The organism is uncultured Roseobacter sp. (assembly GCF_947496515.1).
In the GTDB taxonomy this organism is placed as follows: Bacteria; Pseudomonadota; Alphaproteobacteria; order Rhodobacterales; family Rhodobacteraceae; genus Roseobacter.
Genome location: NZ_CANMDB010000003.1, coordinates 58367 through 82339 on the forward strand (window position 1 = coordinate 58367; position 23973 = coordinate 82339).

A 23973-nucleotide genomic window follows, 5' to 3' on the forward strand; every position below is an offset into this window, starting at 1 on the left:
ACGGGATGACACAGGGGATGGATGCTGCGGAACTCCGTAGCATGTAGGTCTGCAAAAGCTGCTACGCCAGTGTTTTGCCCTGTCGAAAAAAATGCGGACGGTGTTATCCGACCAAAGGCTGTCGTCAGTTTTAGAACGTCAGCCAACGGGAGGGGATTGCCAAATTTATAGATGCCTGCTGGGTATTAACCTGTTCTTATCCAAGAATGGGCCAGGAAAGGCATGTCCGCCGACGGCAAAGAAGGATGCAATACCCGGATCGGAAATCCGCGGTGTCGCACGGGAAAAACGCGAAAGGGACATGTGTCTACTATGACCAAGGAAAAATGGGGGCAGCTGAGGCAGCGGTTGCTCAAGACAGTCGGGCAGAACAACTACACCAATTGGATTGAACCGATTGAATTTCGGGCGGCGGATGACGGGATAGCCACGCTTGAGGTGCCGACAAATTTTCTGGGCAATTACGTCAATCAGAACTTTGCTGAGCTGATTTTGCATGAGTTGAAGGCGGAGGATCCGTCCTTGCGCCGTCTGCGCTTTGCCGTGCCTGTTCCGGCCGGAACAGAGCCCGTGCAAGAGACCGTCGCGCCCCCCCAGGTGACGCAAAAACCAGCCAACGCGCGAAGCGGCTCCGGCAAGGGTGGTGGTTTGGGCACAGCACCGCTCGACAAACGGTTCACGTTCGACACCTTTGTCGTCGGCAAGCCCAACGAGCTTGCTCATGCGGCAGCGCGCCGGGTGGCCGAAGGGGGTCCTGTCACCTTCAACCCCCTATTTCTGTACGGCGGCGTGGGTCTCGGCAAGACGCACCTGATGCACGCCATCGCCCATGAGCTGCGCGCCCGACGGCCGGAGATGAACGTGCTGTATCTGTCGGCAGAGCAGTTCATGTACCGCTTCGTACAGGCGCTGCGCGACCGCAAGATGATGGATTTCAAGGAGATTTTCCGCTCCGTCGATGTGCTGATGGTGGATGATGTGCAATTCATCGCCGGCAAGGACAGCACGCAGGAGGAGTTCTTTCACACCTTCAATGCGCTGGTCGATCAGAACAAGCAGATCATCATCTCCGCGGACCGGGCCCCGGGTGAGATCAAGGATCTCGAAGATCGTGTCAAATCCCGCCTGCAATGTGGCCTGGTCGTGGATTTGCACCCGACGGACTATGAATTGCGGCTGGGTATCCTGCAGAGCAAGGTTGAGCAGCAACGGCGCAACTACCCGGGGCTGCAGGTCGATGACGGCGTGCTGGAATTTCTGGCGCACCGTATCTCGACCAATGTCCGCGTGCTCGAAGGCGCTCTGACACGGCTCTTTGCCTTTGCCTCGCTGGTTGGGCGTGAGATCAACATGGAGCTGACGCAGGATTGCCTGTCAGACGTGCTGCGCGCGAGCGAGCGCAAGATCACGGTGGAGGAGATCCAACGCAAGGTGTCGGATCACTACAACATCCGGCTCAGCGACATGATCGGGCCGAAGCGGCTACGGTCCTACGCGCGGCCACGGCAGGTGGCGATGTATCTTTGCAAGAAGATGACCAGCCGATCCCTGCCCGAGATTGGGCGTCGTTTCGGCGGACGGGATCACACCACGGTGATGCATGGGGTCAAGCGGATCGAGGAGCTAAAGGTCCAGGACGGTCAAATCGCCGAAGATCTGGAATTGCTTCGCCGCGCATTGGAAGAGTAGGCGCGGCAGCAGCCCGCGGTCCATGGCGTGGTGCTGTAATGCTCCGGGAACGGTAACCCGCGGTGCTTCATCGCACCGGACAACTTTGAAACAGCGATGGTATTGCTTTTGCCCGGCCCTGAAAAGGCCGGGCACTTCCATTCAGCAAAGGAGCGTCCCGGCAAAAGCACGACCGCGATGTGATCCGCCATCTGCCCGGGTCGGACCCCTATCTCGCTGGAAAAGTCCCCCCTGGTCTCCCATCTGACGCACCAAAAACGAACTCCGAGTCTCAACCGACCGGCCCTGAGCACCACCGCATGCCAAGGGCGCCGCGCAAAACGCTTCAAGCGTTTTCTTCCGTTGCACCCGATGATCCGCCGGCGCGACCAAGGGCTGCCCGCGCTTTGATAGGAAGCCACCAGCATGAGGTGCCAAAAATCTGATGCAGCAGGGAAACGGCCCTGCGAAACACCCGTAAAACGGTTAATAAGGTCTTGTGAAGTCAGCGGAACCGGGTACCTTGCCATTCCCGGCGGATGCGAAGGACAAGGCACATGAAGATCAGCATCGAACGCGCGTCTCTGCTCAAGGCGGTGAGCCAGGCTCAATCAGTTGTCGAACGACGCAACACCATTCCGATCCTGGCCAATGTGCTGATCGAGGCGGAAGGCAGCGATGTAACGTTCCGCGCCACCGATCTCGACATAGAGGTCGTGGATAAGACCCCCGCGCAGGTCGAGCGCGCGGGGGCGACCACGGTCGCCGCCACCACCCTGCACGAGATCGTGCGCAAGCTGCCCGATGGCGCTTTGGTCAGCCTGACGGCAGATGGTGCCACGGGGCGGCTGACGGTAGAGGCGGGGCGCTCGAACTTCTCTCTTGCGACACTGCCGCGTGAGGATTTCCCGGTCATGGCGTCGTCGGAGTACGCGTCGAACTTCTCCGCCCCCGCGCCGGTGCTGCGGCGGCTCTTCGACAAGTCGAAATTTGCCATCTCCACCGAGGAGACGCGGTACTACCTCAACGGGGTCTACATGCATGTGGCCGATGCCGAAGGCGGGCAGGTTCTGCGCTGCGTGGCCACCGATGGCCACCGGCTGGCCCGGATCGACGCCGATCTGCCCGAGGGCGCGGCGGACATGGCCGGTGTCATCGTGCCGCGCAAGACGGTGGGAGAGCTGCGCAAGCTGCTGGAGGACGATGATCTGAAAATCGCCGTATCCGTGAGCGAGACCAAAGTGCGCTTTGCCACACCAGAGATCACGCTGACTTCCAAGGTGATCGACGGCACCTTTCCCGATTACACGCGCGTCATCCCGCAGAACAACAGCCGCAAGCTCGAAGTCGATGCAGCTGATTTTGCCAAGGCGGTGGACCGCGTTGCTACGGTCAGCTCCGAACGCTCACGGGCGGTCAAACTGCAACTGGATGAGGACCGGCTCGTGCTCTCGGTCAACGCGCCTGATTCCGGCGCGGCAGAGGAAGAGCTCGCCGTTGCTTATGGCGACGAACGGCTGGAGATCGGCTTTAACGCGAAATACCTTCTGGAAATCGCCAGCCAGGTGGATCGCGAGAACGCGGTGTTCCTTTTCAACTCTTCGGGCGATCCAACGCTGATGCGCGAAGGCAATGATCTCTCCGCAGTTTATGTGGTGATGCCGATGCGCGTCTGACGCGGCGACGCTGTGCTCAGTGGCCGCCCGACGACGACGGCCGATCGTGTCACCCACAAAAAGGCCTGAGCCATGGCGCTTTATCTCTCGGCTCTGACCCTCTCACATTTCAGGTCGCACAAACTGGCCCGGCTGACACTGGACGGGCGCCCCGTGGCGCTCTTCGGGGCCAATGGCGCGGGCAAGACCAATGTGCTGGAAGCGGTATCGCTGTTCTCGCCGGGGCGCGGGCTGCGACGGTCGAGCGCGCAGGACATGACGCGGCGACCCGAGGCTCTGGGCTGGAAGCTAACCGGGCTGCTTTCTGGTTCCGCGACCGCGCGGGAGATCGAGATCACCTCGGAAGGTGGTGCCGCGCGGCAACTGCGGATCGATGAGAAACCGGCCACCCAGAGCCTGCTCGCCCAACTGGCGCGGGTGGTCTGGCTGATACCCGCGATGGACCGGCTGTGGATCGAAGGAGCAGAAGGGCGGCGGCGGTTTCTGGACCGCATCGCGCTGAGTTTCGCGCCCGACCACGCGGAGGCGTCGCTCGTCTATGAGCGCGCCATGCGGGAGCGTAACCGCCTGCTCAAGGATCAGGTACGGGATGCGGCATGGTACGGTGCTCTGGAAACGCAGATGTCAGAGGCCGGCGTGCGGATCGACAGAAATCGCCAGGCAGCGCTCACCCGGCTGGCACAGGCGCAGGAGGGCGCGGCGACGGCCTTTCCCGCCGCAGATATGGTGCTGAGCCATCCCAGCGGTCCCTTGCCAGACGCCCCCCAAGACCTGCGCACGGCACTGGCCGACAGCAGACGGCAGGACATGGCGGCAGGGCGCAGCCTGCTGGGGCCGCACCGCGCCGATCTGGATGCGACCTATCAGGCAAAGGGGATCCCCGCCCGGGACTGCTCTACCGGCGAGCAGAAAGCGCTGCTCATTTCGGTGATCCTTGCCAACGCCCGGGCGCTCGCAGCCGATATCGGAGCACCGCCGATCCTCCTGCTGGACGAGGTGGCGGCGCATCTGGACCCGGACCGCCGGGCAGCACTTTACAATGAAATCGTGGCCGTGGGCGCGCAGGCCTGGATGACCGGAACCGAACGGGGCCTCTTCGATGCTCTGGGTGACCGCGCGCAGTATTTCGAGGTCACCGAAAGCGCCGGCGTGTCAGACGTGGCCCCGCGGCCGTGACCGTTCAGGCGACGGATCTGGCGCTCTACGGCTGGGCGCTGGTGATCCTGTTTCTGACGCCCGGCCCGGTCTGGCTCGCGCTGATGGCACGGGCACTCTCGGGCGGGTTTGCCGCCGCCTGGCCGCTGGCACTGGGCGTTGCCGTGGGCGATATCCTCTGGCCGCTTGTGGCGGTGCTTGGCATCTCCTGGATACTGTCGGTCTTCGATGTCTTCATGGTGGTGATGCGGTGGATCGCCTGCGGGGTCTTCCTCGCCATGGGGGCGCTGCTGATCGCCCGGGCCGACAAGCAGATCAGCACGGACGGGCGGCTGACACGACCGGGCATATGGCCAGGATTTGCCGCAGGTCTGATCGCCATTCTGGGTAACCCCAAGGCAGTGCTCTTCTACATGGGGGTGCTGCCCGGGTTCTTTGATCTGCGGCAGATTACAGCGCCGGATGTGGGCGCGATTGTCGCCGCCTCCGTCGCTGTGCCACTGCTCGGCAACCTGTTGCTGGCCGCCGGTGTCGGCCGGGCGCGGCGCTGGATCACGCGGCCCGGCACACTGAAACGGATCAACGTCGTCTCGGGTCTGTTGCTGATGCTCGTCGGTGTGGTTTTGCCATTCACCTGACACAAAATATTGTGGCTGCCGCGTGACATCCGCGCACAAAAATCGTATAAAATCATAAAAATAGGAAGGGTGTTCGGCATGTCCGACAACGATCAGACGCCGGAAGACTACGGCGCAGATTCCATCAAAGTTCTCAAAGGGTTGGAGGCTGTCAGAAAACGGCCCGGGATGTACATTGGCGACACCGATGACGGCTCTGGTCTGCACCATATGGTCTATGAGGTCGTGGACAACGGCATTGATGAGGCGTTGGCCGGTCATGCCGATGCGGTGACGGTCACAATCCACGCGGACTCCTCGGTCTCCGTCAGCGACAATGGCCGCGGGATCCCGGTAGGCATCCACGAAGAAGAAGGCGTCTCCGCTGCCGAAGTGATCATGACCCAGCTGCACGCGGGCGGGAAATTCGACAGCAACTCCTACAAGGTGTCGGGCGGCCTGCACGGTGTCGGCGTATCCGTGGTCAACGCGCTTTCCGACTGGCTGGAGCTGCGGATCTGGCGCGAGGGGTCTGAGCATGTGGCGCGGTTCGAGGGCGGCTTCACGACCGAGCATCTTGAGGTCGTGGGCGAGACGGACAGGACGGGCACGGAAGTGCGCTTCATGGCCTCGACGGAGACGTTTTCCAATCTGGAATACTCCTTCGATGTGCTGGAAAAACGGCTGCGCGAACTGGCGTTCCTGAATTCCGGCGTGCGGATCATCCTGATGGACGAGCGGCCCGCCGAGCCCCTGCGGACTGAGCTTTTCTACGAAGGTGGGGTGAAGGAATTCGTCAAATACCTCGACCGGCACAAATCCTCCGTCATGCCGGAACCGATTTTCATCACCGGCGAGCGCGACGAGATCGGCGTCGAAGTCGCCATGTGGTGGAACGACAGCTATCACGAGAATGTGCTGCCCTTCACCAACAACATCCCTCAACGCGATGGCGGCACCCATATGGCGGGCTTTCGCGGGGCACTGACCCGGACGATCAACAACTATGCGCAATCCAGCGGGATCGCCAAAAAAGAAAAGATCAACTTCACAGGCGATGACGCACGCGAGGGGCTGACCTGCGTGCTGTCGGTGAAAGTGCCGGATCCGAAGTTCTCCAGCCAGACCAAGGACAAGCTGGTGAGTTCCGAGGTGCGCCCGGCGGTCGAGGGGCTGGTGAACGAAAAACTGGCCGAGTGGTTCGAGGAAAACCCCAATGAGGCCCGCGTCGTGGTTGGCAAGATCATCGAGGCAGCACAGGCCCGCGAGGCCGCCCGAAAGGCGCGGGAGCTGACCCGGCGCAAGACGGCGATGGATGTGAACTTCCTTGCAGGCAAGCTCAAGGATTGCTCCGAAAAGGATCCGTCAAAGACCGAAGTTTTCCTGGTGGAGGGGGACTCGGCAGGTGGCTCTGCCCAGACGGGACGGGACCGGCAAACGCAAGCGATCCTGCCGCTCAAGGGCAAGATCCTCAACGTGGAGCGGGCGCGGTTTGACCGGATGCTCTCCAGTCAGGAGATCGGGAACCTCGTGATGGCGCTCGGTACGGGCATCGGGCGAGATGAGTTCAATATCGACAAACTGCGCTACCACAAGATCGTCATCATGACCGATGCGGATGTGGACGGAGCGCATATCCGGACGCTGCTGCTGACGTTCTTCTACCGGCAGATGCCGGAGCTGATCGAAAACGGGCATCTCTATATCGCGCAGCCGCCGCTGTATAAAGTGAGCCGCGGAAAGTCGGAGGTCTACCTCAAGGACGAGGCCGCGATGGAGGAATATCTGATCGGGCAGGGCATCGACGGTGCTGTGTTGCGGCTGGCGGGGGGCAGCGAAATCGCGGGCGCAGATCTTGCCCGCGTGGTCGATCAGGCCCGTCAGATGCGGCGGGTCTTGCAAGCCTTCCCGACCCATTATCCCCGACATATTCTGGAGCAGGCGGCGATTGCGGGCGCCTTTGCACCGGGCGTGGTGGATGCAGATCTGCAGGGCACGGCGGATAAGGTCGCCGCCCGGTTGAACCTCATCGCACCAGAGTATGAGCGCGGCTGGCAGGGGCGGATCACGCAGGATCACGGCATCCGGTTAGCGCGGATCCTGCGCGGTGTGGAAGAGGTGCGCACGCTGGACGGTCGCATCCTGCGCGGCGGCGAGGCCAAGCGCACCGGCAGTTTCACCAAGGATCTGCAGGAGATTTACGCTCAGCCTGCGACGCTGATGCGCAAGGACCGCGGGCAGCAGATCCTCGGGCCGATGGATCTGCTCGACGCGATCCTGCAGGAGGGCGAAAAGGGCCTGTCGCTACAGCGCTACAAGGGGCTGGGCGAGATGAACCCGGATCAGCTGTGGGAAACGACGCTGGACCCGGATGCGCGCACGCTCTTGCAGGTGAAGGTGGATGATATGGCTGAGGCCGATGATCTCTTTACCAAGCTGATGGGCGATGTGGTGGAACCACGGCGTGAGTTCATCCAACAGAACGCGCTAAGCGTGGAGAATCTGGATTTCTGAGGTGAACCCGCGTGTGTGAGTCTCACCAGCAGTATGCGCGAACTCTCATAGCCGTTTTCTCCCTCATGAGGTTATCGCATAAAAAATGCTGTAACGGATGTGGATAACACTGAGGGCAGCGTTCGTCCGCGGGCGTCGCGCTGAAAGCACCCGCCCGGAGGGGGCGGACGGGCGCTGCCCGGCGGTTCCCGCCGAGCGGTTGGTCAATCCCCTTCCCAGGCTGGCATCGGTTCTTTCGCGATAAAGGCACCGATGCCGCGTTCGGTATCGCGCGCCATCATGTTCTCGGCCATGGCAGCACCTGTGTAGGCATAAGCCTCGGCCAGCCCCATCTCGGCCTGCTTGTAAAACGCCTCCTTGCCGATCTTCACTGCAACCGGGCTCTTGGACACAATCGTCTCGGCCATGGAACGGGCAACGGCGGAGAGATCAGCCTCCGGTACGGCACGGTTGATCAGCCCCATCTCGGCAGCCTTCGGCGCCGGAACGAACTCGCCCAGCAACAGCATCTCCATCGCCTGCTTGCGCGGCACATTCCGGCTGAGCGCGACCATGGGGGTCGAACAGAACAGCCCGATGTTCACGCCGGAGGTCGCAAAGCGCGCAGTGTCTGCCGCAACGGCCAGATCACAGCTGGCCACCAGCTGGCAACCGGCGGCGGTGGCGATCCCCTGCACTTCGGCGATCACCGGCTGGGGCAGGTTCACGATGGACAGCATCATACGGGTACAGGTCTCGAAGAGCTGGTTGAAATAGCCATGCCCTGCGTCCGCATCAGCCCGCCGCGCGGTCATTTCCTTGAGGTTATGCCCGGCGCAGAAATGCGCGCCCGCGCCCCGCAGGATCACCGCCCGAATCTGCCGGTCCGCAGCAATGTCGTCGAGCGCTGACTGAAGGGCCGCCATCACATCCTCCGACAGCGCATTCATCGCCTTGGGCCGGTTCAGGGTCAGTGTGGCGATACCATCTGCGGTCTCGATCAACAGGGGTGGGGTGTCTTGGGTCATGGGTGCGTCCTCCTGCACACGATGAAGCGCATGCAGCGCGCCCGGTGCAAGAAGTTTCTGAGGATCCGCTCAGGCCTCCGTCTCCGCCACGAGATAGCGGGACATGGCCGCGCGCAGATCATCGGGCCAGGGGGTCGGGCGTCCTTCGGCCATCTGCAGATAGACCAGCGTCAAACGCGCGCTGAGGCGGCGTTCGTCCCCGTCGCGGGCAGTGACGTCGAGCTGAGCTGAGGTTCGTCCCAGCCGCATCACCACCAGAGACCAATCGAGCACATCGCCCATCCGTGAGGGCGCCGTGAAGTCCGCAGAGATGCTCGCCGTGGGCACCCCGTAGCCTGACTGCATGTGCATCTCGGCAAAGGAGAAACCAAGACTGGTGTCAAACCACGCCTCAACGGTCTGGTTCACCATCTCGAAATATCGGGGGTAGAAGACGATGCCGGCGGGATCGCAATGCTGAAACAGGATCTTGAGGCGGTGCGTAAAGGTCTGGGGCATCCGGTCATCGTGACGCAGCGAGGCGCGGCGTCAACCCCGGGCCGATGGTGACATCGCGGCCAGATCGGCCAGAATGGGACAGTCGGGCCGGTCATTGCCGGCACAGGCCGCGACGAGATGGGAGAGCGTGGCGCGCATCTGCTCCAACTCCGCGATCTTTCGGTCGATCTCCTCCAGATGCGTCTGTGCCAGACGGCGCACATCAGCGCTGGCCCGCGCGGGATCGTCGTAGAGCCGCAAGAGGCTCCGGCAGGCTTCCACCCCAAAGCCCAGCGAACGGGCGCGCCCGATGAAGGCGAGGCTATGCAGATCGGTATCCGAAAAATGACGGTAGCCGTTTGCCGCACGCGCGGGCGTGATCAGACCGATCTCCTCGTAATAGCGGACGGTCTTGACGGGCAGGCCGGTGCGCTCGGCCACGTCTGAGATGTTCATGACGCCTCTCTTTTCAGGCCACGCAGGCGCATGGCGTTGGTGAGTACGAAAAGGCTCGACAGCGCCATTGCGGCGGCGGCCAGTTGCGGCGATAGCATCAGCCCGAAGCGCGCAAAGAGCGCGCCCGCCGCGACCGGAATGAGCGCGGCGTTATAGGCAAAGGCCCAGAAAAGGTTCTGCCGGATGTTGCGTAGCGTCGCGCGGGAAAGGCGGATGGCCGTCGCAACGCCGCGGGGATCGCCGGACATCAACACCACATCCGCGGCGCCGATCGCAATATCGGTGCCGGTGCCGATGGCGATACCCACATCCGCGCGGGCAAGCGCTGGTCCGTCATTAATGCCGTCGCCAACGAAGGCGAGGCTGTGGCCTTGGCTCAAATAGGTCTCTAACGCGGCGATTTTCCCTTCGGGGCGCACGTCGGCGATGACCTCCTCAATCCCGATCCGCTCTGCGACCGCGCGGGCGGTGGCCTCTCGATCACCGGTGATCATCGCAACGCGCAGGCCCTGCGCCTTCAGGGCAGAGATCGTTGCCCCCGCGCTTTCCTTGATCGGGTCAGAGACCGCGATCAGCGCCGCGGGTGTTCCGTCGATGGCGGCAAAGAAGACCGTCTTACCGGTGCTGGCGAGGGTTTCCGCGCGCGCGATCATTGGGCCGAGATGGATACTCTCAGCTGACATCAGATCGGCAGTACCGATGAGGACACGCTGGCCCGCAACGTCGCCTTGAGCCCCCAGACCGGTGAGAGCGCGCACACCCTGAGCCTCCGGCAGCAACCACCCGGCGGCAGCAGCGACCACGGCGCCGGCGACGGGATGCTCCACCCGGGCCTCCACCGCGCCGACCTGCGCCAATACCTCGTCGCGCACCATTCCCTCTGTCACCTCGAAGTCGGTCAGCGTCGGGCGCCCTTCGGTGAGCGTCCCGGTTTTGTCAAAAGCGACCACGTCCACCTGCGACAGAGCCTGCAGAGCATCGCCCTTCCGAAAGAGCACGCCAAGCTCCGCTGCGCGACCCGTTGCCACCATGATCGACGTGGGCGTGGCCAAACCCATGGCACAGGGGCAGGCGATGATCAGCACGGCAACACCGGCGACCAGCGCCTGCGGCAAGCTGCCGACAGCCAGCCAGACGCCGACGGTGATCAGCGCCACCAGCAAAACCGCCGGAACGAACCAGAGCGTCACCCGGTCCACCAGCGCCTGAATGGGCAGCTTGGCCCCCTGCGCGTCCTGCACCATGCGGATGATCCCGGCCAGTACCGTGTCGGCGCCGACGTGGGTCGCGGTGATCGTCAGCGCGCCCGGGCCATTGATGGTGCCGCCGGTGACAGGATCGCCCGTGGTCTTGGCGACCGGCATCGCTTCACCGGTGATCATGCTCTCGTCCAGATGGCTGGTGCCATCGGTCACGGTGCCGTCCACCGGCACCCGCTCCCCCGGGCGTAGCAGGATCACATCGCCCCGGACGATCTTTGCCACGGGAATGTCCCCTGTGCTGTCGCCGCGGCGCACCCGGGCTGTCTTGGGCTGCAGATCCAGGAGCGCGCGGATGGCCTCACCGGTGCGCCCCTTGGCGCGTGCCTCCAGCCAGCGGCCCAGCAGGATAAAAAGGATAATGACGGCAGCAGGCTCGAAATAGACCGCGCGGGCGCCGGGCGGCAGGGTCTGCGGCAGGAGCAGCACCCAGAGCGAAAAGAGATACGCGGCCCCGGTCCCGATGGCCACGAGACTGTTCATATCCGGCGCACCCTTGCGGAGCGCGGCACCCCCCAGCGTAAAGAAGGCCCGACCAGGCCCGACAAGCATCAGCGTTGTGAACGCAGCCTGCAGGATCCAGCTTTGCTGCAGCCCGATGGTCCGGTGAATAAGGTGGTGAAACCCCGGAAAGAGATGCCCACCCATCTCCAGCACCACAACTGGCAGGGCAAGTGCGGCGGCAATCCAGACCCGGTGCAGCAGCGCCCGTGCCGTGGCATCCCGACGGGCATCGGCAGCAGCGGTATCGCGATTGCGCAACACCGTGGCAGGATAGCCCGCCTGCGTGGCAGTCTCCGCCAGATCGGCGGCGGACGGACCGCCCGGTTCAACGTCGATCGTCGCCTCTTCGGTGGCGAGGTTCACCGCGACCCGGCTCACACCCGGCACCGCCACCAGCGCCCGGTCCACCCGGCCCACGCAAGCCGCGCAGGACATCTTCTCGACACTCAATGTAATGGTTGCGGGCGCTGCCACGGCTCTCTCTCCTGCTTGCGCTACGAGGAGATAAAGGCTCCGGTTACTGGAAGGTCAAGAGCTTTGCACCGGGCCACCGTTTTGTGACCTGCAGCGATGCGCTTTGCTGCGGCCGCGCATGTCCAAAAGCTCGCATCAAAGCCGTGTTGCGGCGGCAGGGCCGTTCAGATCAGGCGCGCTTCTCTTCCACAGTGGGTTCGGAAGTCTCGCTTTCGAGCAGTTCCGCGTCCTCGATCCCGTCATCCGCGGTGGTCTCTTCGGGCGCGCTGCTGACCGGATCCTCCACCTGACCGACGATGAGCGGTAGCATCTGGACACCACCCGGCATGGCAACCTCCGCCAACGGCGGGGTTTTCCAGGCGAGCGTATCAAAGCTTTCGCAGTTCTCGCAGACCGGTGCCCAATCTGCATGAATGTGCTGGCAATTGTCGCAGATCCACTGCGGCCCACGGGATACGGTGAGCGCGCGGGCGAGCCAGCCGCGGACAACCGCATCCGGAGCGCCCTCGCCGCGTTCGATTGCCGCCATCAGCGTGACCGACCGTGCGGTCGGATCCGTCTCAACCAGATCGCCGAGCGCGCGGCGCGCCTCCGGGAAATCTTCGTTGGCGATGTGCAACTCTGCCAGCAACATGCGCGTCTCGGGATCGTCTGCATTGATCCGCGTCAGCAGGGAAAAACGTTTCAACCGCGCTGCCGGGGTCTCGTCCGGCTCAATCTCCGCGAAGGCGGCGGCCAGATCGGGATGTGGTTTGGTCTCCCACGCTTTTTTGACGATGCGCGTGGCTAGACGCGGCTTGCCCTTTTCGATGTAGCTGCGGGCGGCCATCACGGCCGCAGGCACCAGATCAGGCGACAGCTTGTTGGCCTCTATCGCCTTTTCCTGCGTCTCGATGGAGACATCGTCGGACAACAGATCCTTTGCCTCTGACAGCGCCAGCACCGCATCCCGCCGCTTGTGGACATCACGCGGCAGGCTGCCGTATTTCAACTTGGCGCTGAGCGTCTCGCGGGCGCCGGACCAGTCGTGCCTGCGCGCCTGCAGTTGCAGCAACACATCCTGCGTCTCTTCGTGCTTGGGTTTGATGGCAAAGGCTTTCTCCGCCAGTTTCAACGCTGTCTCCGTATCGCCATCCGCCAGCTTTTGCTTGAGAATGCCCCGGACACCGACAAAGCGCGTAGCATCGTCCGTCACCAGCTTCTTGTAGGTTTCCTCGGCCTTGCGCCGGTCGCCCGCAAGCTCTGCCGCCTGCGCGGTCAACAGGTTGGTCAGTGCCGGTTTGTTGAGGTATTTTTCTGCCTTGGCGGCCTTGGCCATGGCGGTGCTGCCCTCGCCACTGGCCAGCGCCATCATCCCGTCAGACAGCGCCTGAAATCCCTTGCGCTCCCGGTTCCGGTCGAAATACCGCGACAGGGCGGTTTCATCACCGTTCAGGAAATGCCAGGTCGCGATGAGCAGCGACAGCAGTTTCAGCCCGATCCAGACCGCGACCACCAGGACCAGCACCGCGATCACCGATTGCAGCGGGCCAAAGGTGTATTCGCTGCCCATAACGGTGACCTGCACGCCACCCTCGCTCTCCAGCAGGTACCCCGCGGCAAGTGCTGCCAGCGCGATGACGGCGACGAAGAGAACGATCTTGATAAGGGACCAGAGCATAAAATCGACTTTCTTAATTGACCGTCAGGCTGTCGGAGAGCGCCCGGGCGGCATCACTTGCTTCTTTGCGGGCCGTTGCCCCGTCGAGCCAGCCCTGCATCGCGGCACGTGCAGGATCCGGCAGCGCCTGCAACTCGGTCAGGGCCGTGTCCAGATCCCCTTGCTGTACTGCCGCCTCAGCACGGGAGAGGATGGCATCCGGGTCACTTCCCTCGCGCGGGGTGACGGATCGGGCACCAAGCTGACGGCGCAGGAACCCTCCCAGACCGGCGGTCTCGCCCTCGGGCACCTCCGACCGGGCGGCATTCAGGGCGGCGCGCGCGGCGTCGGGGAAGTCCTCCCGCAGGGCATTCAGGCTCGGCACCCCGTCGGCAGCAGCCGTGCGCAGCGCTTCGGGTACCTCCACCGGCGCGACTTCCTCCAGATCCGTGAGTGCGGGGCCGAAACTCTCGCCACTTTCCACCGCGGTGAGGACACGGGTCAGCGCCGCGCGGGCCAGCAACCGCTCCGCCTCGGCACTGGCGCGAGCATCGGCTTCGGCCAGACGGGTCTGCAGCGTATCAACAGCGGACTGCAACGCGCTGATCTCTGCGCTGTTGTCTTGCGGCAGTCCGGGTGTCTCTGGCGTCGGGCGCGCCTCGACGGCATCCAGACGGGCCGTGATTTCGGCAAGCGTGGTGTCGATCTCTGCCACCGCGTCCGGCAGATCCAGCAGCGCGTCGGGGATCGGCGTGGGCTCGGATGCAGGCGCTGCGGGCGGGGTAGGCGGCTCACGCTGCTCCAGCACCGCGAGGCGCTCTGTCAGGGCGGCGGTCGCCTCGCTCAGCGGCGTCAGATCAACCTGGGGCGGCGGGTCAGCGGGGGGAAAGAACCCGTCGAGCAATTCACCGCGCCCGGCAATGAAGCCAATCATCGCCGCGACCACACCACCAAAGACCGCAGGCCAAAAGCTGGCCTTCTGAGGTGGCGGAGGTGGCACGACGGCCGGTGGATGAGCGGGCCGTGCACCGTCGTCAGCCTCGACCGATCGGTCAGTATCCGTCGTCTCCTCTCCGGCACGAGCGGCAAGCGCGTCTTCCTTGAGGTCATCATGGTCGATGTCGGTTTCGGTTTTCTCACTGACTTTGGCGCCGTCCGATGGCGTATCGGCGGTATCGTCCTCGACCTTCTCGATCGATTTTTCCGCGTCTAATTCCGGCGTCGCAGGGTCCTGATCAGGGGTTTTATTGTCATTACCTTCGGAGACGGGCGCGTCCGCGGCATCCGTCTGAGCCTCTTCTACATCGGTTTTCAGCGTCTCTGCCGGGCCATCTGGGTCCTCGCCTGAGGTTTCAACCGGATCCTTGTCAGTCATCAGCGCCGGGTCGGCGCTGGCTTCTCCCCACGGCTTGGAAGATGTTTTTTCAACCTCTTCACCTTCCGGGATGGTGTCTTTCACCTCTTTCGATGCGTCGGTTTTTGATTGTTTTTCTTTGGCCACGACATCCACCTTTTTCGAATCTTCCCCGAGCGGCACCTTCAAGACCTTACTCGGGCGACCTTTTTCCCTCAACCCAAGCTGACGCGCTGAACCACCTTTTCAAGGCAATCGATCATTGCGGCGGCATCCGGACGCGCCGCGGTATCGAGCGACAGCAACCGCAGATCTCGCAACGGCGCAGCAACTGCCGGGCTCAGCGCCATGGCGTGGATCGGCCCACCCGCAGGGTAAAGCTGTGCAAACCACGCTGCAGCGCGGGGCGAGAAAAGCGGCACTAATACGGGGTTTTCGCTCTCAATCAGGGCCTGCGCAGCGGATGTAGGGGGGATCAGGATCTGATCGTAGACCACCTGACGCGCGGCGGTGATATTGGCGTCTTGCAACCGCTCTGCCACTGCACCGCGGGTATGCCGACCGCTGAAATGCACAAGCGGCCTGCGGGGGGGAGACTGGATCAGATGTGTCACAAGCGCGTCGGCCGTTTCACCGCAGAAGTGCGCCTGCCATCCCGCATTCAGGGCCATTTCAGTTGTGCGGTGGCCCACGCAGAACGCGAACCGCCCCGCCCCGGCTGGCGCAAAACTCACACCATTGGCAGAGGTGAAAACGGCCCCATCCTCCGGGCCGAGGTCGCATCCCTCCCCGACCGCGGTGATCTGCATCAGCGGGCTTTCGATGACCTCCATGCGCTGGCGCAGCGCGTCGGGCAAGGCCGCGACAAAGCGGGCATTGGCCGGCGCCGGGCGTGTCATGATGAGCGGAATGGCCTTGGTGTCCATAACTCTCCCCGGCATTGTTTACGGCCCTGTGTGGTGTTACCTGCGCGCGGATATGCTTGCAACGGGGTCCGCTGTGACGGGATCGACCACCATCTTGGGGCTGGAGAGCAGCTGCGACGATACCGCCGCCGCGGTCTTGCGGCGCGACGGGCAGGGGGGCACACGCATCCTGTCCTCGGTGGTGCGCGGCCAGGCGGATCTGCACGCGCCCTTTGGTGGCGTCGTCCCCGAGATCGCGGCGCGCGCCCATGCGGAACTGCTGGATCACTGCGTCGAGGAAGCGCTGGACGCCGCGGGCGTTGGTCTGCGGGACCTCGATGCGCTGGCAGTGACGGCAGGGCCGGGGCTGATCGGTGGCGTCGTCTCCGGCGTGATGTGCGCCAAGGGGCTGTCGGTGGCCACGGGCCTGCCGCTCTACGGGATCAACCATCTGGCGGGCCACGCGCTGACGCCGCGGCTCACTGATGATGTCGCATATCCCTATCTGATGCTGCTGGTCTCAGGCGGGCATTGCCAATTTCTGATCGTCCGCGGACCCGCTGAATTCGAGCGGATTGGCGGCACCATTGATGACGCGCCCGGCGAGGCATTCGACAAGGTCGCGCGGCTTCTGGCGCTGCCGCAACCCGGCGGGCCATCCGTCGAAGAGGCCGCCAGCGCAGGGGATCCAGAGCGGTTTGCGCTGCCGCGACCGCTGTTGAACCGGCCCGGGTTTGATCTGTCTTTTTCGGGTCTCAAAACGGCCGTGCTGCGCACGCGCGATACCATCATCGCTGAGCACGCGGGGTTGCCTCAGGCGCTGCGTGCGGATCTGTGCGCGGGATTCCAGGCCGCGGTCGTAGACGTCCTGGCCGAAAAGACGCGGCGCGCCATGACCCATCTCATGGCCGAGACGAACGCGCCGCCAGCGCTTTGCGTTGCTGGGGGGGTGGCCGCAAATAGGGCCATTCGTGCCGGATTAGAGACGGTTTCGGACAGTTTCGGCGCACGGTTCGTGGCACCGCCGCTAGCCCTGTGCACCGACAATGCCGCGATGATTGCCTTTGCCGCGCTGGAGCAGATGGGCACGCGCGACCCCGATGATCTGAGCCTCGCGGCCCGCCCCCGTTGGCCGCTTGATCTTGCCAGCCCGGCGATGCTGGGTAGCGGCAAGAAAGGCGCCAAGGCCTGAGCAGTTGCGAAGGCGCCGGAAAAACGGTTGGATACGGGGGTACTGAAACCCCGAAAGGACCCCGAGATGCTTGTTGCCCTGATCGCCCGAGACAAACCGGGGGCCCTGCCGGTCCGGCAGGAGAACCGGCCCGCCCATGTGGCATATCTCAAATCCGGCGATACGGTACAGCAGGCCGGGCCGCTTCTGGACGATGCAGGGCAGATGATCGGATCGCTGGTCATTCTGGACGTGCCGGATATGGACGCCGCGCGGCAATGGGCAGCGGCGGACCCTTACGCCAAGGCCGGGCTTTTCGAGACCGCAGAGCTGATCCCGTGGAACAGGGTGATCGGCTGATGGCATATTGGCTCTTCAAATCCGAACCCTCCACCTGGAGCTGGGATCAACAAGTGGCCAAGGGCGACGCGGGCGAGGAATGGGACGGCGTGCGCAACTATCAGGCCCGCAACTTCATGCGCGAGATGTCGAAAGGCGATCAAGGCTTCTTTTACCACTCGCAAAAGGAACGCGCGATCGTCGGCATCGTCGAGGTAATCGCGGAGGCGCACGCCGACAGCACGACCGACGACGACCGGTGGGAATGCGTCGATATTAAAGCGATTAAAGCTGTCAAAACACCGGTGACGCTGGATCAGGTCAAGGCGGAGCCGCGTCTGAGCGAGATGGCACTGGTCCGCAGCGCACGGCTATCGGTGCAGCCCGTCACCGCGGAGGAATGGCGGATCATCCGGGAAATGGCCGGGATGTCCTGAGCCGAAAAGGGGTCAACATGGGGAGGATGATATGGAATTGATCAGCGTGATCGTCGCGGGGCTTGCGGGCTTCATGTTCGGGGCCGTCTGGTACACGGCTCTGGCCACGAAATGGGTAGCCGTCTCTGGTGTGGCGCGCGACGAGACGGGCGCCCCCGCCAACCGCAAAGACCCAATTCCTTACATCACCAGCCTGATCAGCGGCATTCTGGTCGCGGGCATGATGCGCCACACCTTTGCGCTGAGCGGGATCGACACCGTCGGTGCGGGGCTCGTCTCGGGTCTTGGCATCGGATTGTTTCTTGTCAGCCCGTGGATCGCGACCTTTTACAGCTTTGGCGGACGTCCCCGCAGCCTGATCCTGATTGACGGCGGCTATGCCACCTTTGGCTGTGCGGTGATCGGGCTGGTGCTGACGCTGTTCTGACGGAGCAAGACCGCTCAGATCCAGGCAAAAAAGATGAAGGGTCCTGACACAGCGCCAGAACCCTTCCTCACCCCACGTGTATCGGTACCCACCGCACGTGTCTGAATCTGGTCCTGGCCATGCTGGCCGGATATGTCGAAGATAGGGCAGAGCCCTTGAAAACTCAACGCACAAGTATCTAGAATGGCAGGCAAAAAAGAAACACCTCCTTAAGAAAGGAGGTGCCTCGCCCGCATCCAGCGGTCTCTCTCAGCTGTAGGCCGCTTCCTTGCCGAAGTGTTTTGTCAGCATGTAATAGATGACCGCCCGGTATTTGTTGCGCTCGGACTTGCCGTAGGTCTCGATCACCTTGTCCATGGCCGTATCCAGTTCAGGACCGTCGCTCAGACCGAGTTTCTTGACGAGGAAGTTCTTTTTGACGGTCTCCAGCTCACCGGGCTGGCTGGATGCGACCGTGGCAGCATCGGAATCGTAGATCGACGGTCCGCAGCCGATCGTGACTTTGGTCAGCAGATCCATGTCAGGCGTCATACCGCATTTGCTTTTCAAATCTTCCGCGTATTTCGCGATCAAATCATCCCGTTTGCCCATGAAAATCTCCTACCCTGGCAATATCGGCCAGCTCACCCGGCCTTAGGCTCGAAGACTAACCACGTTATATCTTACGGCAAAAGGATTTTTTGGCTGAGATGTCGGCGTCTGCGACCCATCGCCGAATGACGTGCGAAAGGCCGTCTGCCGACGCAAAAAAGAGGGCCCACGATGGGGCCCTCAGTTCATGTAACTTCCCAGATTATCTTAGGAAAGTTGGTCGATCTGCATGTCTTCTGGCACGCTGTCGACGTCGCTTTCGTCAAATTCAGGCTGTGCTTCCAGCTCTTCCTGTGTCCACTCGGCCAGACGAAGAGCATCAGCTTCGGGTGCCATGTCGAACTCGTTCAGCGGGATGGCCACGGTGTACTCACCCAGACCCAGGAAGCCGCCGATGCCGATCACGGCGGACAGATCGTCACCGTCGCGCACCACGTAGTCGATCTCACCGATCACTTCACCGTTGGCTTCGATCACGTTTTTGCCGATCAGATCACCGGCGACCATGACAGAAGCGTCTGCCTCCGTGTCCATCGCAGGGTCCGTGTCGACAGCCTCTGCTGTGTAGTCTGCAGCGCCTTCGATGGCGTCAGCGGTCGCATTGGCCGCGTCTTCGGCGGTTTCACCGACCGCGGTGGCGGCGTCGGAAGCAGCGTTCACGGTTGTGTCCACAGCATCTTCGGTGGCCTCGGCTGCATCATTTGCAAAGTCTTCGGTGGCTTCGGCAGCATCGTTCAACTCGGCGCCGGCGGTTGTTTCGATCTCGGTCGAGGCTTCGACTTCCGCGTTCTTGTCGTAGTTCGAACCAGCGAAGGCGGAGCCTGCGGTCAGTGCAAGAATGGCAACAGTTGTTTTCAGATGTGTCATCGTATCCTCCTGATTAAGTTTACGACCGTCCAACCACCCCACGCCCCCATTCGTTCCGGCCAGAACGCGGAAAAAACACGATTTTCGGGTTTTTTCGACATCGAACGCAAAAGCGCCGTATCCGGCGGAACCAACACGGCGCTTTGACGGTTAAAGGCGGTTCACCACTAGTATCGGTAATGTTCAGGCTTGAACGGACCCTCCGGCGCTACCCCGATATAGGCGGCCTGCTCTGCGTTCAGTTCGGTCAGTTTCACGCCGATCCGGTCCAGATGCAGACGCGCGACTTTCTCGTCCAGATGCTTCGGCAGGATGTAGACGTCGTTTTTATAGTCCTCGCCCTTGGTCCAAAGCTCAATCTGGGCCAGCACCTGATTTGTGAAGGACGCGGACATGACGAACGAAGGATGCCCTGTGGCGTTGCCGAGGTTAAGCAAACGACCCTCGGACAGCAGGATCAGGCGATTGCCCGAGGGCATCTCGATCATATCGACCTGTTCCTTGATGCTCGTCCACTTGTGGTTCTTGAGCGCTGCGACCTGGATCTCGTTATCGAAGTGGCCAATATTGCCGACGATGGCCATGTCCTTCATCTCGCGCATGTGCTCGATGCGGATCACGTCCTTGTTGCCGGTGGTGGTGATGAAGATGTCGGCGCTGTCGAGGACGTCCTCCAGCAGCACGACCTCGAACCCGTCCATGGCAGCCTGCAGCGCGCAGATGGGATCGACCTCGGTCACCTTCACACGCGCACCCGCCCCCTGCAGCGACGCAGCTGAGCCTTTGCCCACATCACCGTAGCCCATGACGACAGCCACTTTGCCCGCCATCATCGTGTCAGTGGCGCGGCGGATGCCATCGACCAGCGATTCCTTGCAGCCGTATTTGTTGTCGAACTTCGACTTCGTGACGCTGTCGTTCACATTGATCGCGGGGAAGGGCAGCTGCCCCTGCTTGACCAGCTCATAGAGGCGGTGGACGCCGGTCGTCGTCTCTTCGGAGACACCTTTGATCTGGTCGCGCACTTTGGTGAACCAGCCGGGGCTTTCCGCCATGCGCTTGGCGATCTGCGCCTTGATCACCGTCTCTTCTTCGGATGTCGGGACGGGAATGATCTCCTCGCCTGCTTCGGCCCGCGCGCCCAGCAGGATGTAGAGTGTCGCATCGCCGCCATCGTCGAGGATCATGTTGGGCCCGTCCTCGAACATGAAGGATTTGTCGAGATAGTCCCAATGCTCCTCCAGCGACTGGCCCTTGATCGCAAAAACCGGGGTACCGCCCGCGGCGATGGCGGCAGCGGCATGGTCCTGAGTGGAAAAGATGTTGCAGGAGGCCCAGCGGACATCCGCGCCAAGCGCCACCAGTGTTTCGATCAAAACGGCGGTCTGGATCGTCATGTGCAGGGAGCCGACAATGCGCGCACCTGCCAGCGGTTTGCTTTCGCCGTATTCCTCGCGCAGCGCCATCAGGCCTGGCATTTCCGTCTCGGCGATATCCAGTTCCTTGCGGCCGTAGTCAGCCAGCGCGACGTCTTTAACGATATAGTCTTTTGCCATGTCTCTACAGGTCTCCATCCAGAGTTGTGCCGCAGATAGCACCGGTAACCTTTAGGGACAATGGACGAGTGCGCGCGTGGTCAATCCTTTCTTGCCAGCCGGAATGGGTTTGCGCAGCGGGCGGCAGAGCGCTACGCAGTGGAGCGGAGAAAGGGAGGCTGTGCATGGCCAAATCGCCGGCGCGGGCATGGCAGAGGATGCTATCAGGGCGCAGACTGGATCTGCTGGACCCGACACCTGTGGATGTGGAGATCGAGGATATCGCCCACGGTCTGGCCTTTGTCGCGCGCTGGAACGGCCAGACGCGGGGCGATCACGCCTATTCCGTGGCAGAGCATTCGCTGCTGGTGGAGACGCTCTTTACCCGCATTGCCCCGCGCGCCCCTGCCAAATGGCGGCTCGCCGCGCTGCTGCATGACGCGCCCGAGTATGTGATCGGCGACATGATCTCACCGGTGAAGGCTGCGGTAGGGCCGGGCTATGAGGCGCTGGACGACAAGCTGACCGCAGCAATCCATATCCGTTTTGGCTTGCCTGCCACGCTGCCCGTCCAGGTCAAACGACAGATCAAGAAGGCCGACAGGATCAGCGCCTGGATGGAAGCAACCCAGATCGCGGGCTTTGCCGACACCGAAGCAAGCCGGTTTTTTGGCACGCCTGACCATGCAATCATTGCGGACCTGACGATCCTGCTGCGCCCGCCGGTGGAAACGCGCACGGCGTTCACACGACGTCACGCAGCCTTGCTGGAGGACATGACATGATCAGAGTGCGCAAAGCGATGGCGCTCGACTGCGGCTCGATGGCGCGATTGCTGAACGAGATCATCGCGCGGGGCGGCACAACCGCACTGACCCGACAGGTAACAGCCCAGGATATGCAGGACCGCATGGATCAGCAGCCGGATAGGACATCGTGGCAGGTTGCCGTGGACACGGGTGAGCATGTGGTCGGGTTTCAGTGGCTCGCCCCACATGCGGATCTGCCACCGGAGGCTGCCGATATTGCCACCTTTGTGCAGGTGGGACAGACAGGGCTGGGCATTGGCTCTGCGCTCTTCAAAGCGACCTCCAAAGCGGCCCGGGATCTGGGATACGTCTGGATCAACGCCACCATCCGGGCCGACAATGACGGCGGGCTGACCTATTATCAGAGCCGTGGATTCCGGGATTGGCACATCGACGAAGCGGTGCCTTTGGACAACGGCCAGATCGTGAGCAAGATCAGCAAACGCTACGACCTCTAGGGTCACGGCCTGTCGGGATTGGAGCGCGACAGGTCATGATTTCTTGCCGGACAACCCATGGCTTCAAGCGCAGTATGACGTCTGACCAAATGCCTGATACATCACGCATCACTCAACGTTGTGAAACCTCAGGTTTCATGCAGCTTTGCGAAATTCAGATAGGTGCGATGTTTCACACCGGCGCATGTCTGAGCACGTCGAAGCTCCAATACAGCATCGCCCGTAGATGTCTCCCCCGGCCCTGGCCGGGCAGCGCCCGACCCTCCTCGATGGAGGGGAGGGCGCTTCCCCCTTACCGGGGTGAGCGTTTGGCCAGAATGCGCTGAAGTGTCCGCCGGTGCATGTTCAGCCGCCGGGCGGTCTCACTCACGTTTCGGTCGCAGAGCTCGAAGACGCGCTGGATGTGTTCCCACCGAACCCGGTCCGCGCTCATCGGATTTTCGGGTGGTGGCGGCATGTCATCTCCCCGCGCCAGCAGTGCGTTGACGATGTCGGCCGCGTCCGCAGGCTTGGACAGATAGTCAGTGGCCCCGATCTTCACCGCAGCTACGGCCGTCGCGATGGCACCATATCCTGTGAGCACGACGACCCGCACGTCAGGCCGTTTCTCGCGGAGCACCTCCACCACATCCAGACCGTTGCCATCTTCCAACCGAAGATCGACTACCGCGTAAGCAGGCGGGCGGTTTGTTGCAATGGCACATCCCGCAGCGACCGATCCGGCGGTCTCGACGGCAAAACCACGTTTTTCCATGGCCTTGGCCAATCGCCGCAGAAACGGTTCGTCATCATCCACCAACAGCAGGCTTGCATCTTCGCCTGGATCCAGCTGCGCCATATCTTGCATCGGGGCCTCTTACCTCGCTCGCATATCACGATGCTTTTGGTATATGTGGCGCGACCCCCCCGCCGTCAAACGCCCGCCCCGCGCTCAGGCGTTCTCCGCAAAGCAGGCGACCGTGTCGGCCATCTCCTGTGCGGTTGTCTCGCGGCGGAAAAAATCCACAAAACCGTGCTCTGGCAGGACCAGATAGCTAAAGGTCGAATGATCCACCAGATAGAAGTCGTCGTCGCTCTCGTGCGCCTTGTAATAGGTCCGGTAGGCCTGGCTCGCTGCCTCGACCTGCTCGGGCGACCCGGTCAGCCCGATCATCCGTTCATGCAGGTTGGCCGCGAAATCCCCCACCACTTCCGGTGTGTCACGTTTGGGGTCGATGGTAATGAAAACAGGGGTCGCAGACACGCCCCGTTCCTCCAGCAGATCGACGGCAAGCGCGTTTCGGGCCGCATCAATGGGGCAGACATCGGGGCAGAATGTATAGCCGAAATAGATCACCGACGGCTCGGTAATCACGTCGGCATCGGTGACCTGCTGGCCTTCTGCATTGATCAGCTCGAAAGGACCGCCAAGCGTTTCGGCGCCGCCCGCGACCTGACTGGCACGGCAGGACGCGAACTGATCGTCGCTCTGCGAGCCTTGTGTCGCAAACCAGATACCGCCCAGCAGGCCGGTGACGGCCACGGCGGCAAGTGGGGCAATATAACGCATGGGTGTCGTCTCCTGCGAAAAGAACTACTCTCAAGATAACACCGGTGCGGATGCACGTCCTGCGACATCTGCGCAACCCAAGAAA

23 protein-coding genes are annotated in these 23973 nt (G+C 62.5%); 11 read left to right on the top strand and 12 right to left on the bottom strand.

Annotation, left to right across the window (positions count from 1 at the left end; all coding sequences use genetic code 11):
• Window positions 1-312 precede the first annotated feature (312 nt).
• From dnaA to gyrB, 5 genes are all read left to right on the top strand, one after another.
• Window positions 313-1689, top strand: a complete 1377-nt coding sequence (gene dnaA / locus Q1A53_RS07420; protein ID WP_299964606.1) for a chromosomal replication initiator protein DnaA — start codon at window positions 313-315, stop codon at window positions 1687-1689.
• A gap of 536 nt (window positions 1690-2225) precedes the next feature.
• Window positions 2226-3344, top strand: coding sequence for a DNA polymerase III subunit beta (gene dnaN / locus Q1A53_RS07425; protein WP_299964608.1), 1119 nt, complete (start codon window positions 2226-2228; stop codon window positions 3342-3344).
• Window positions 3345-3416: 72 nt separating this feature from the next.
• Window positions 3417-4520 carry a DNA replication/repair protein RecF gene (gene recF, locus Q1A53_RS07430; RefSeq protein ID WP_299964610.1) on the top strand — a complete coding sequence of 368 codons (1104 nt, stop codon included), beginning with the start codon at window positions 3417-3419 and terminating at the stop codon, window positions 4518-4520.
• Window positions 4517-5137, top strand: a complete 621-nt coding sequence (locus Q1A53_RS07435) for a LysE family translocator (protein ID WP_299964613.1) — start codon at window positions 4517-4519, stop codon at window positions 5135-5137. Before recF ends, Q1A53_RS07435 begins: the two co-directional genes overlap by 4 nt.
• Window positions 5138-5215: 78 nt before the next feature.
• Window positions 5216-7630, top strand: a complete 2415-nt coding sequence (gyrB, locus tag Q1A53_RS07440) for a DNA topoisomerase (ATP-hydrolyzing) subunit B (RefSeq protein ID WP_299964615.1) — start codon at window positions 5216-5218, stop codon at window positions 7628-7630.
• Window positions 7631-7833: 203 nt separating this feature from the next.
• On the opposite strand, the gene Q1A53_RS07445 is transcribed toward gyrB, so the two are convergent.
• From Q1A53_RS07445 to Q1A53_RS07475, 7 genes are all read right to left on the bottom strand, one after another.
• Window positions 7834-8637, bottom strand: coding sequence for an enoyl-CoA hydratase (locus Q1A53_RS07445; protein WP_299964618.1), 804 nt, complete (start codon window positions 8635-8637; stop codon window positions 7834-7836).
• 69 nt (window positions 8638-8706) lie between these two features.
• The gene (locus Q1A53_RS07450) at window positions 8707-9135 is read right to left on the bottom strand and encodes a thioesterase family protein (RefSeq protein WP_299964621.1); all 429 of its coding nucleotides are present in this window, start codon (window positions 9133-9135) and stop codon (window positions 8707-8709) included.
• A 30-nt stretch (window positions 9136-9165) separates the two neighbouring features.
• The gene (gene cueR, locus Q1A53_RS07455) at window positions 9166-9570 is read right to left on the bottom strand and encodes a Cu(I)-responsive transcriptional regulator (RefSeq protein ID WP_299964624.1); all 405 of its coding nucleotides are present in this window, start codon (window positions 9568-9570) and stop codon (window positions 9166-9168) included.
• Window positions 9567-11807 carry a heavy metal translocating P-type ATPase gene (locus tag Q1A53_RS07460; RefSeq protein WP_299964626.1) on the bottom strand — a complete coding sequence of 747 codons (2241 nt, stop codon included), beginning with the start codon at window positions 11805-11807 and terminating at the stop codon, window positions 9567-9569. Before Q1A53_RS07460 ends, cueR begins: the two co-directional genes overlap by 4 nt.
• Before the next feature lie 169 nt (window positions 11808-11976).
• Window positions 11977-13467, bottom strand: coding sequence for a heme biosynthesis HemY N-terminal domain-containing protein (locus Q1A53_RS07465; protein ID WP_299964629.1), 1491 nt, complete (start codon window positions 13465-13467; stop codon window positions 11977-11979).
• A 13-nt stretch (window positions 13468-13480) separates the two neighbouring features.
• The gene (locus Q1A53_RS07470; protein ID WP_299964632.1) at window positions 13481-14905 is read right to left on the bottom strand and encodes a mitofilin family membrane protein; all 1425 of its coding nucleotides are present in this window, start codon (window positions 14903-14905) and stop codon (window positions 13481-13483) included.
• A gap of 110 nt (window positions 14906-15015) precedes the next feature.
• A complete protein-coding gene (locus Q1A53_RS07475) occupies window positions 15016-15726 on the bottom strand; it encodes a uroporphyrinogen-III synthase (protein ID WP_299964634.1) in 711 nt (236 codons plus the stop codon).
• A 73-nt stretch (window positions 15727-15799) separates the two neighbouring features.
• Here Q1A53_RS07475 and tsaD point away from each other — a divergent pair, with 73 nt between their 5' ends.
• The 4 genes from tsaD to Q1A53_RS07495 all read left to right on the top strand — a co-directional run bounded on the left by tsaD (window position 15800) and on the right by Q1A53_RS07495 (window position 18079).
• On the top strand, window positions 15800-16897 hold the full coding sequence (gene tsaD, locus Q1A53_RS07480) for a tRNA (adenosine(37)-N6)-threonylcarbamoyltransferase complex transferase subunit TsaD (RefSeq protein ID WP_299965262.1): 1098 nt from the start codon (window positions 15800-15802) through the stop codon (window positions 16895-16897).
• Window positions 16898-16963: 66 nt separating this feature from the next.
• Window positions 16964-17236 (top strand): YciI family protein, encoded by a 273-nt coding sequence (locus Q1A53_RS07485; RefSeq protein WP_299964637.1) that lies wholly within the window; start codon window positions 16964-16966, stop codon window positions 17234-17236.
• A complete protein-coding gene (locus Q1A53_RS07490) occupies window positions 17236-17652 on the top strand; it encodes an EVE domain-containing protein (protein WP_299964640.1) in 417 nt (138 codons plus the stop codon). The genes Q1A53_RS07485 and Q1A53_RS07490 overlap by 1 nt, the downstream gene beginning before the upstream one ends.
• Before the next feature lie 31 nt (window positions 17653-17683).
• Entirely contained in the window at window positions 17684-18079 is a 396-nt protein-coding gene (locus Q1A53_RS07495; protein ID WP_299964643.1) for a DUF1761 domain-containing protein, read from the top strand.
• Between the two features lie 249 nt (window positions 18080-18328).
• Here the strand turns inward: Q1A53_RS07495 and Q1A53_RS07500 are convergent, their stop codons facing one another.
• The 3 genes from Q1A53_RS07500 to ahcY form a co-directional block, all read right to left on the bottom strand.
• On the bottom strand, window positions 18329-18670 hold the full coding sequence (locus Q1A53_RS07500) for a DUF2853 family protein (RefSeq protein WP_299964646.1): 342 nt from the start codon (window positions 18668-18670) through the stop codon (window positions 18329-18331).
• 207 nt (window positions 18671-18877) lie between these two features.
• Window positions 18878-19537, bottom strand: coding sequence for a PRC-barrel domain-containing protein (locus Q1A53_RS07505; protein ID WP_299964648.1), 660 nt, complete (start codon window positions 19535-19537; stop codon window positions 18878-18880).
• A gap of 167 nt (window positions 19538-19704) precedes the next feature.
• Window positions 19705-21093, bottom strand: a complete 1389-nt coding sequence (gene ahcY / locus Q1A53_RS07510) for an adenosylhomocysteinase (protein WP_299964650.1) — start codon at window positions 21091-21093, stop codon at window positions 19705-19707.
• A 164-nt stretch (window positions 21094-21257) separates the two neighbouring features.
• Between ahcY and Q1A53_RS07515 the strand changes: the two genes are divergently transcribed.
• Together Q1A53_RS07515 and Q1A53_RS07520 are read left to right on the top strand one after the other, a co-directional pair.
• Entirely contained in the window at window positions 21258-21857 is a 600-nt protein-coding gene (locus Q1A53_RS07515) for an HD family hydrolase (protein WP_299964652.1), read from the top strand.
• Complete coding sequence (locus Q1A53_RS07520; protein WP_299964654.1) at window positions 21854-22339, top strand: GNAT family N-acetyltransferase; 486 nt, start codon at window positions 21854-21856, stop codon at window positions 22337-22339. The genes Q1A53_RS07515 and Q1A53_RS07520 overlap by 4 nt, the downstream gene beginning before the upstream one ends.
• A gap of 292 nt (window positions 22340-22631) precedes the next feature.
• Here Q1A53_RS07520 and Q1A53_RS07525 read toward each other — a convergent pair whose 3' ends face one another.
• Window positions 22632-23177 carry an ActR/PrrA/RegA family redox response regulator transcription factor gene (locus Q1A53_RS07525; RefSeq protein WP_299964656.1) on the bottom strand — a complete coding sequence of 182 codons (546 nt, stop codon included), beginning with the start codon at window positions 23175-23177 and terminating at the stop codon, window positions 22632-22634.
• Window positions 23178-23270: 93 nt separating this feature from the next.
• The gene (locus tag Q1A53_RS07530) at window positions 23271-23888 is read right to left on the bottom strand and encodes an SCO family protein (protein ID WP_299964658.1); all 618 of its coding nucleotides are present in this window, start codon (window positions 23886-23888) and stop codon (window positions 23271-23273) included.
• Window positions 23889-23973: the final 85 nt, after the last annotated feature.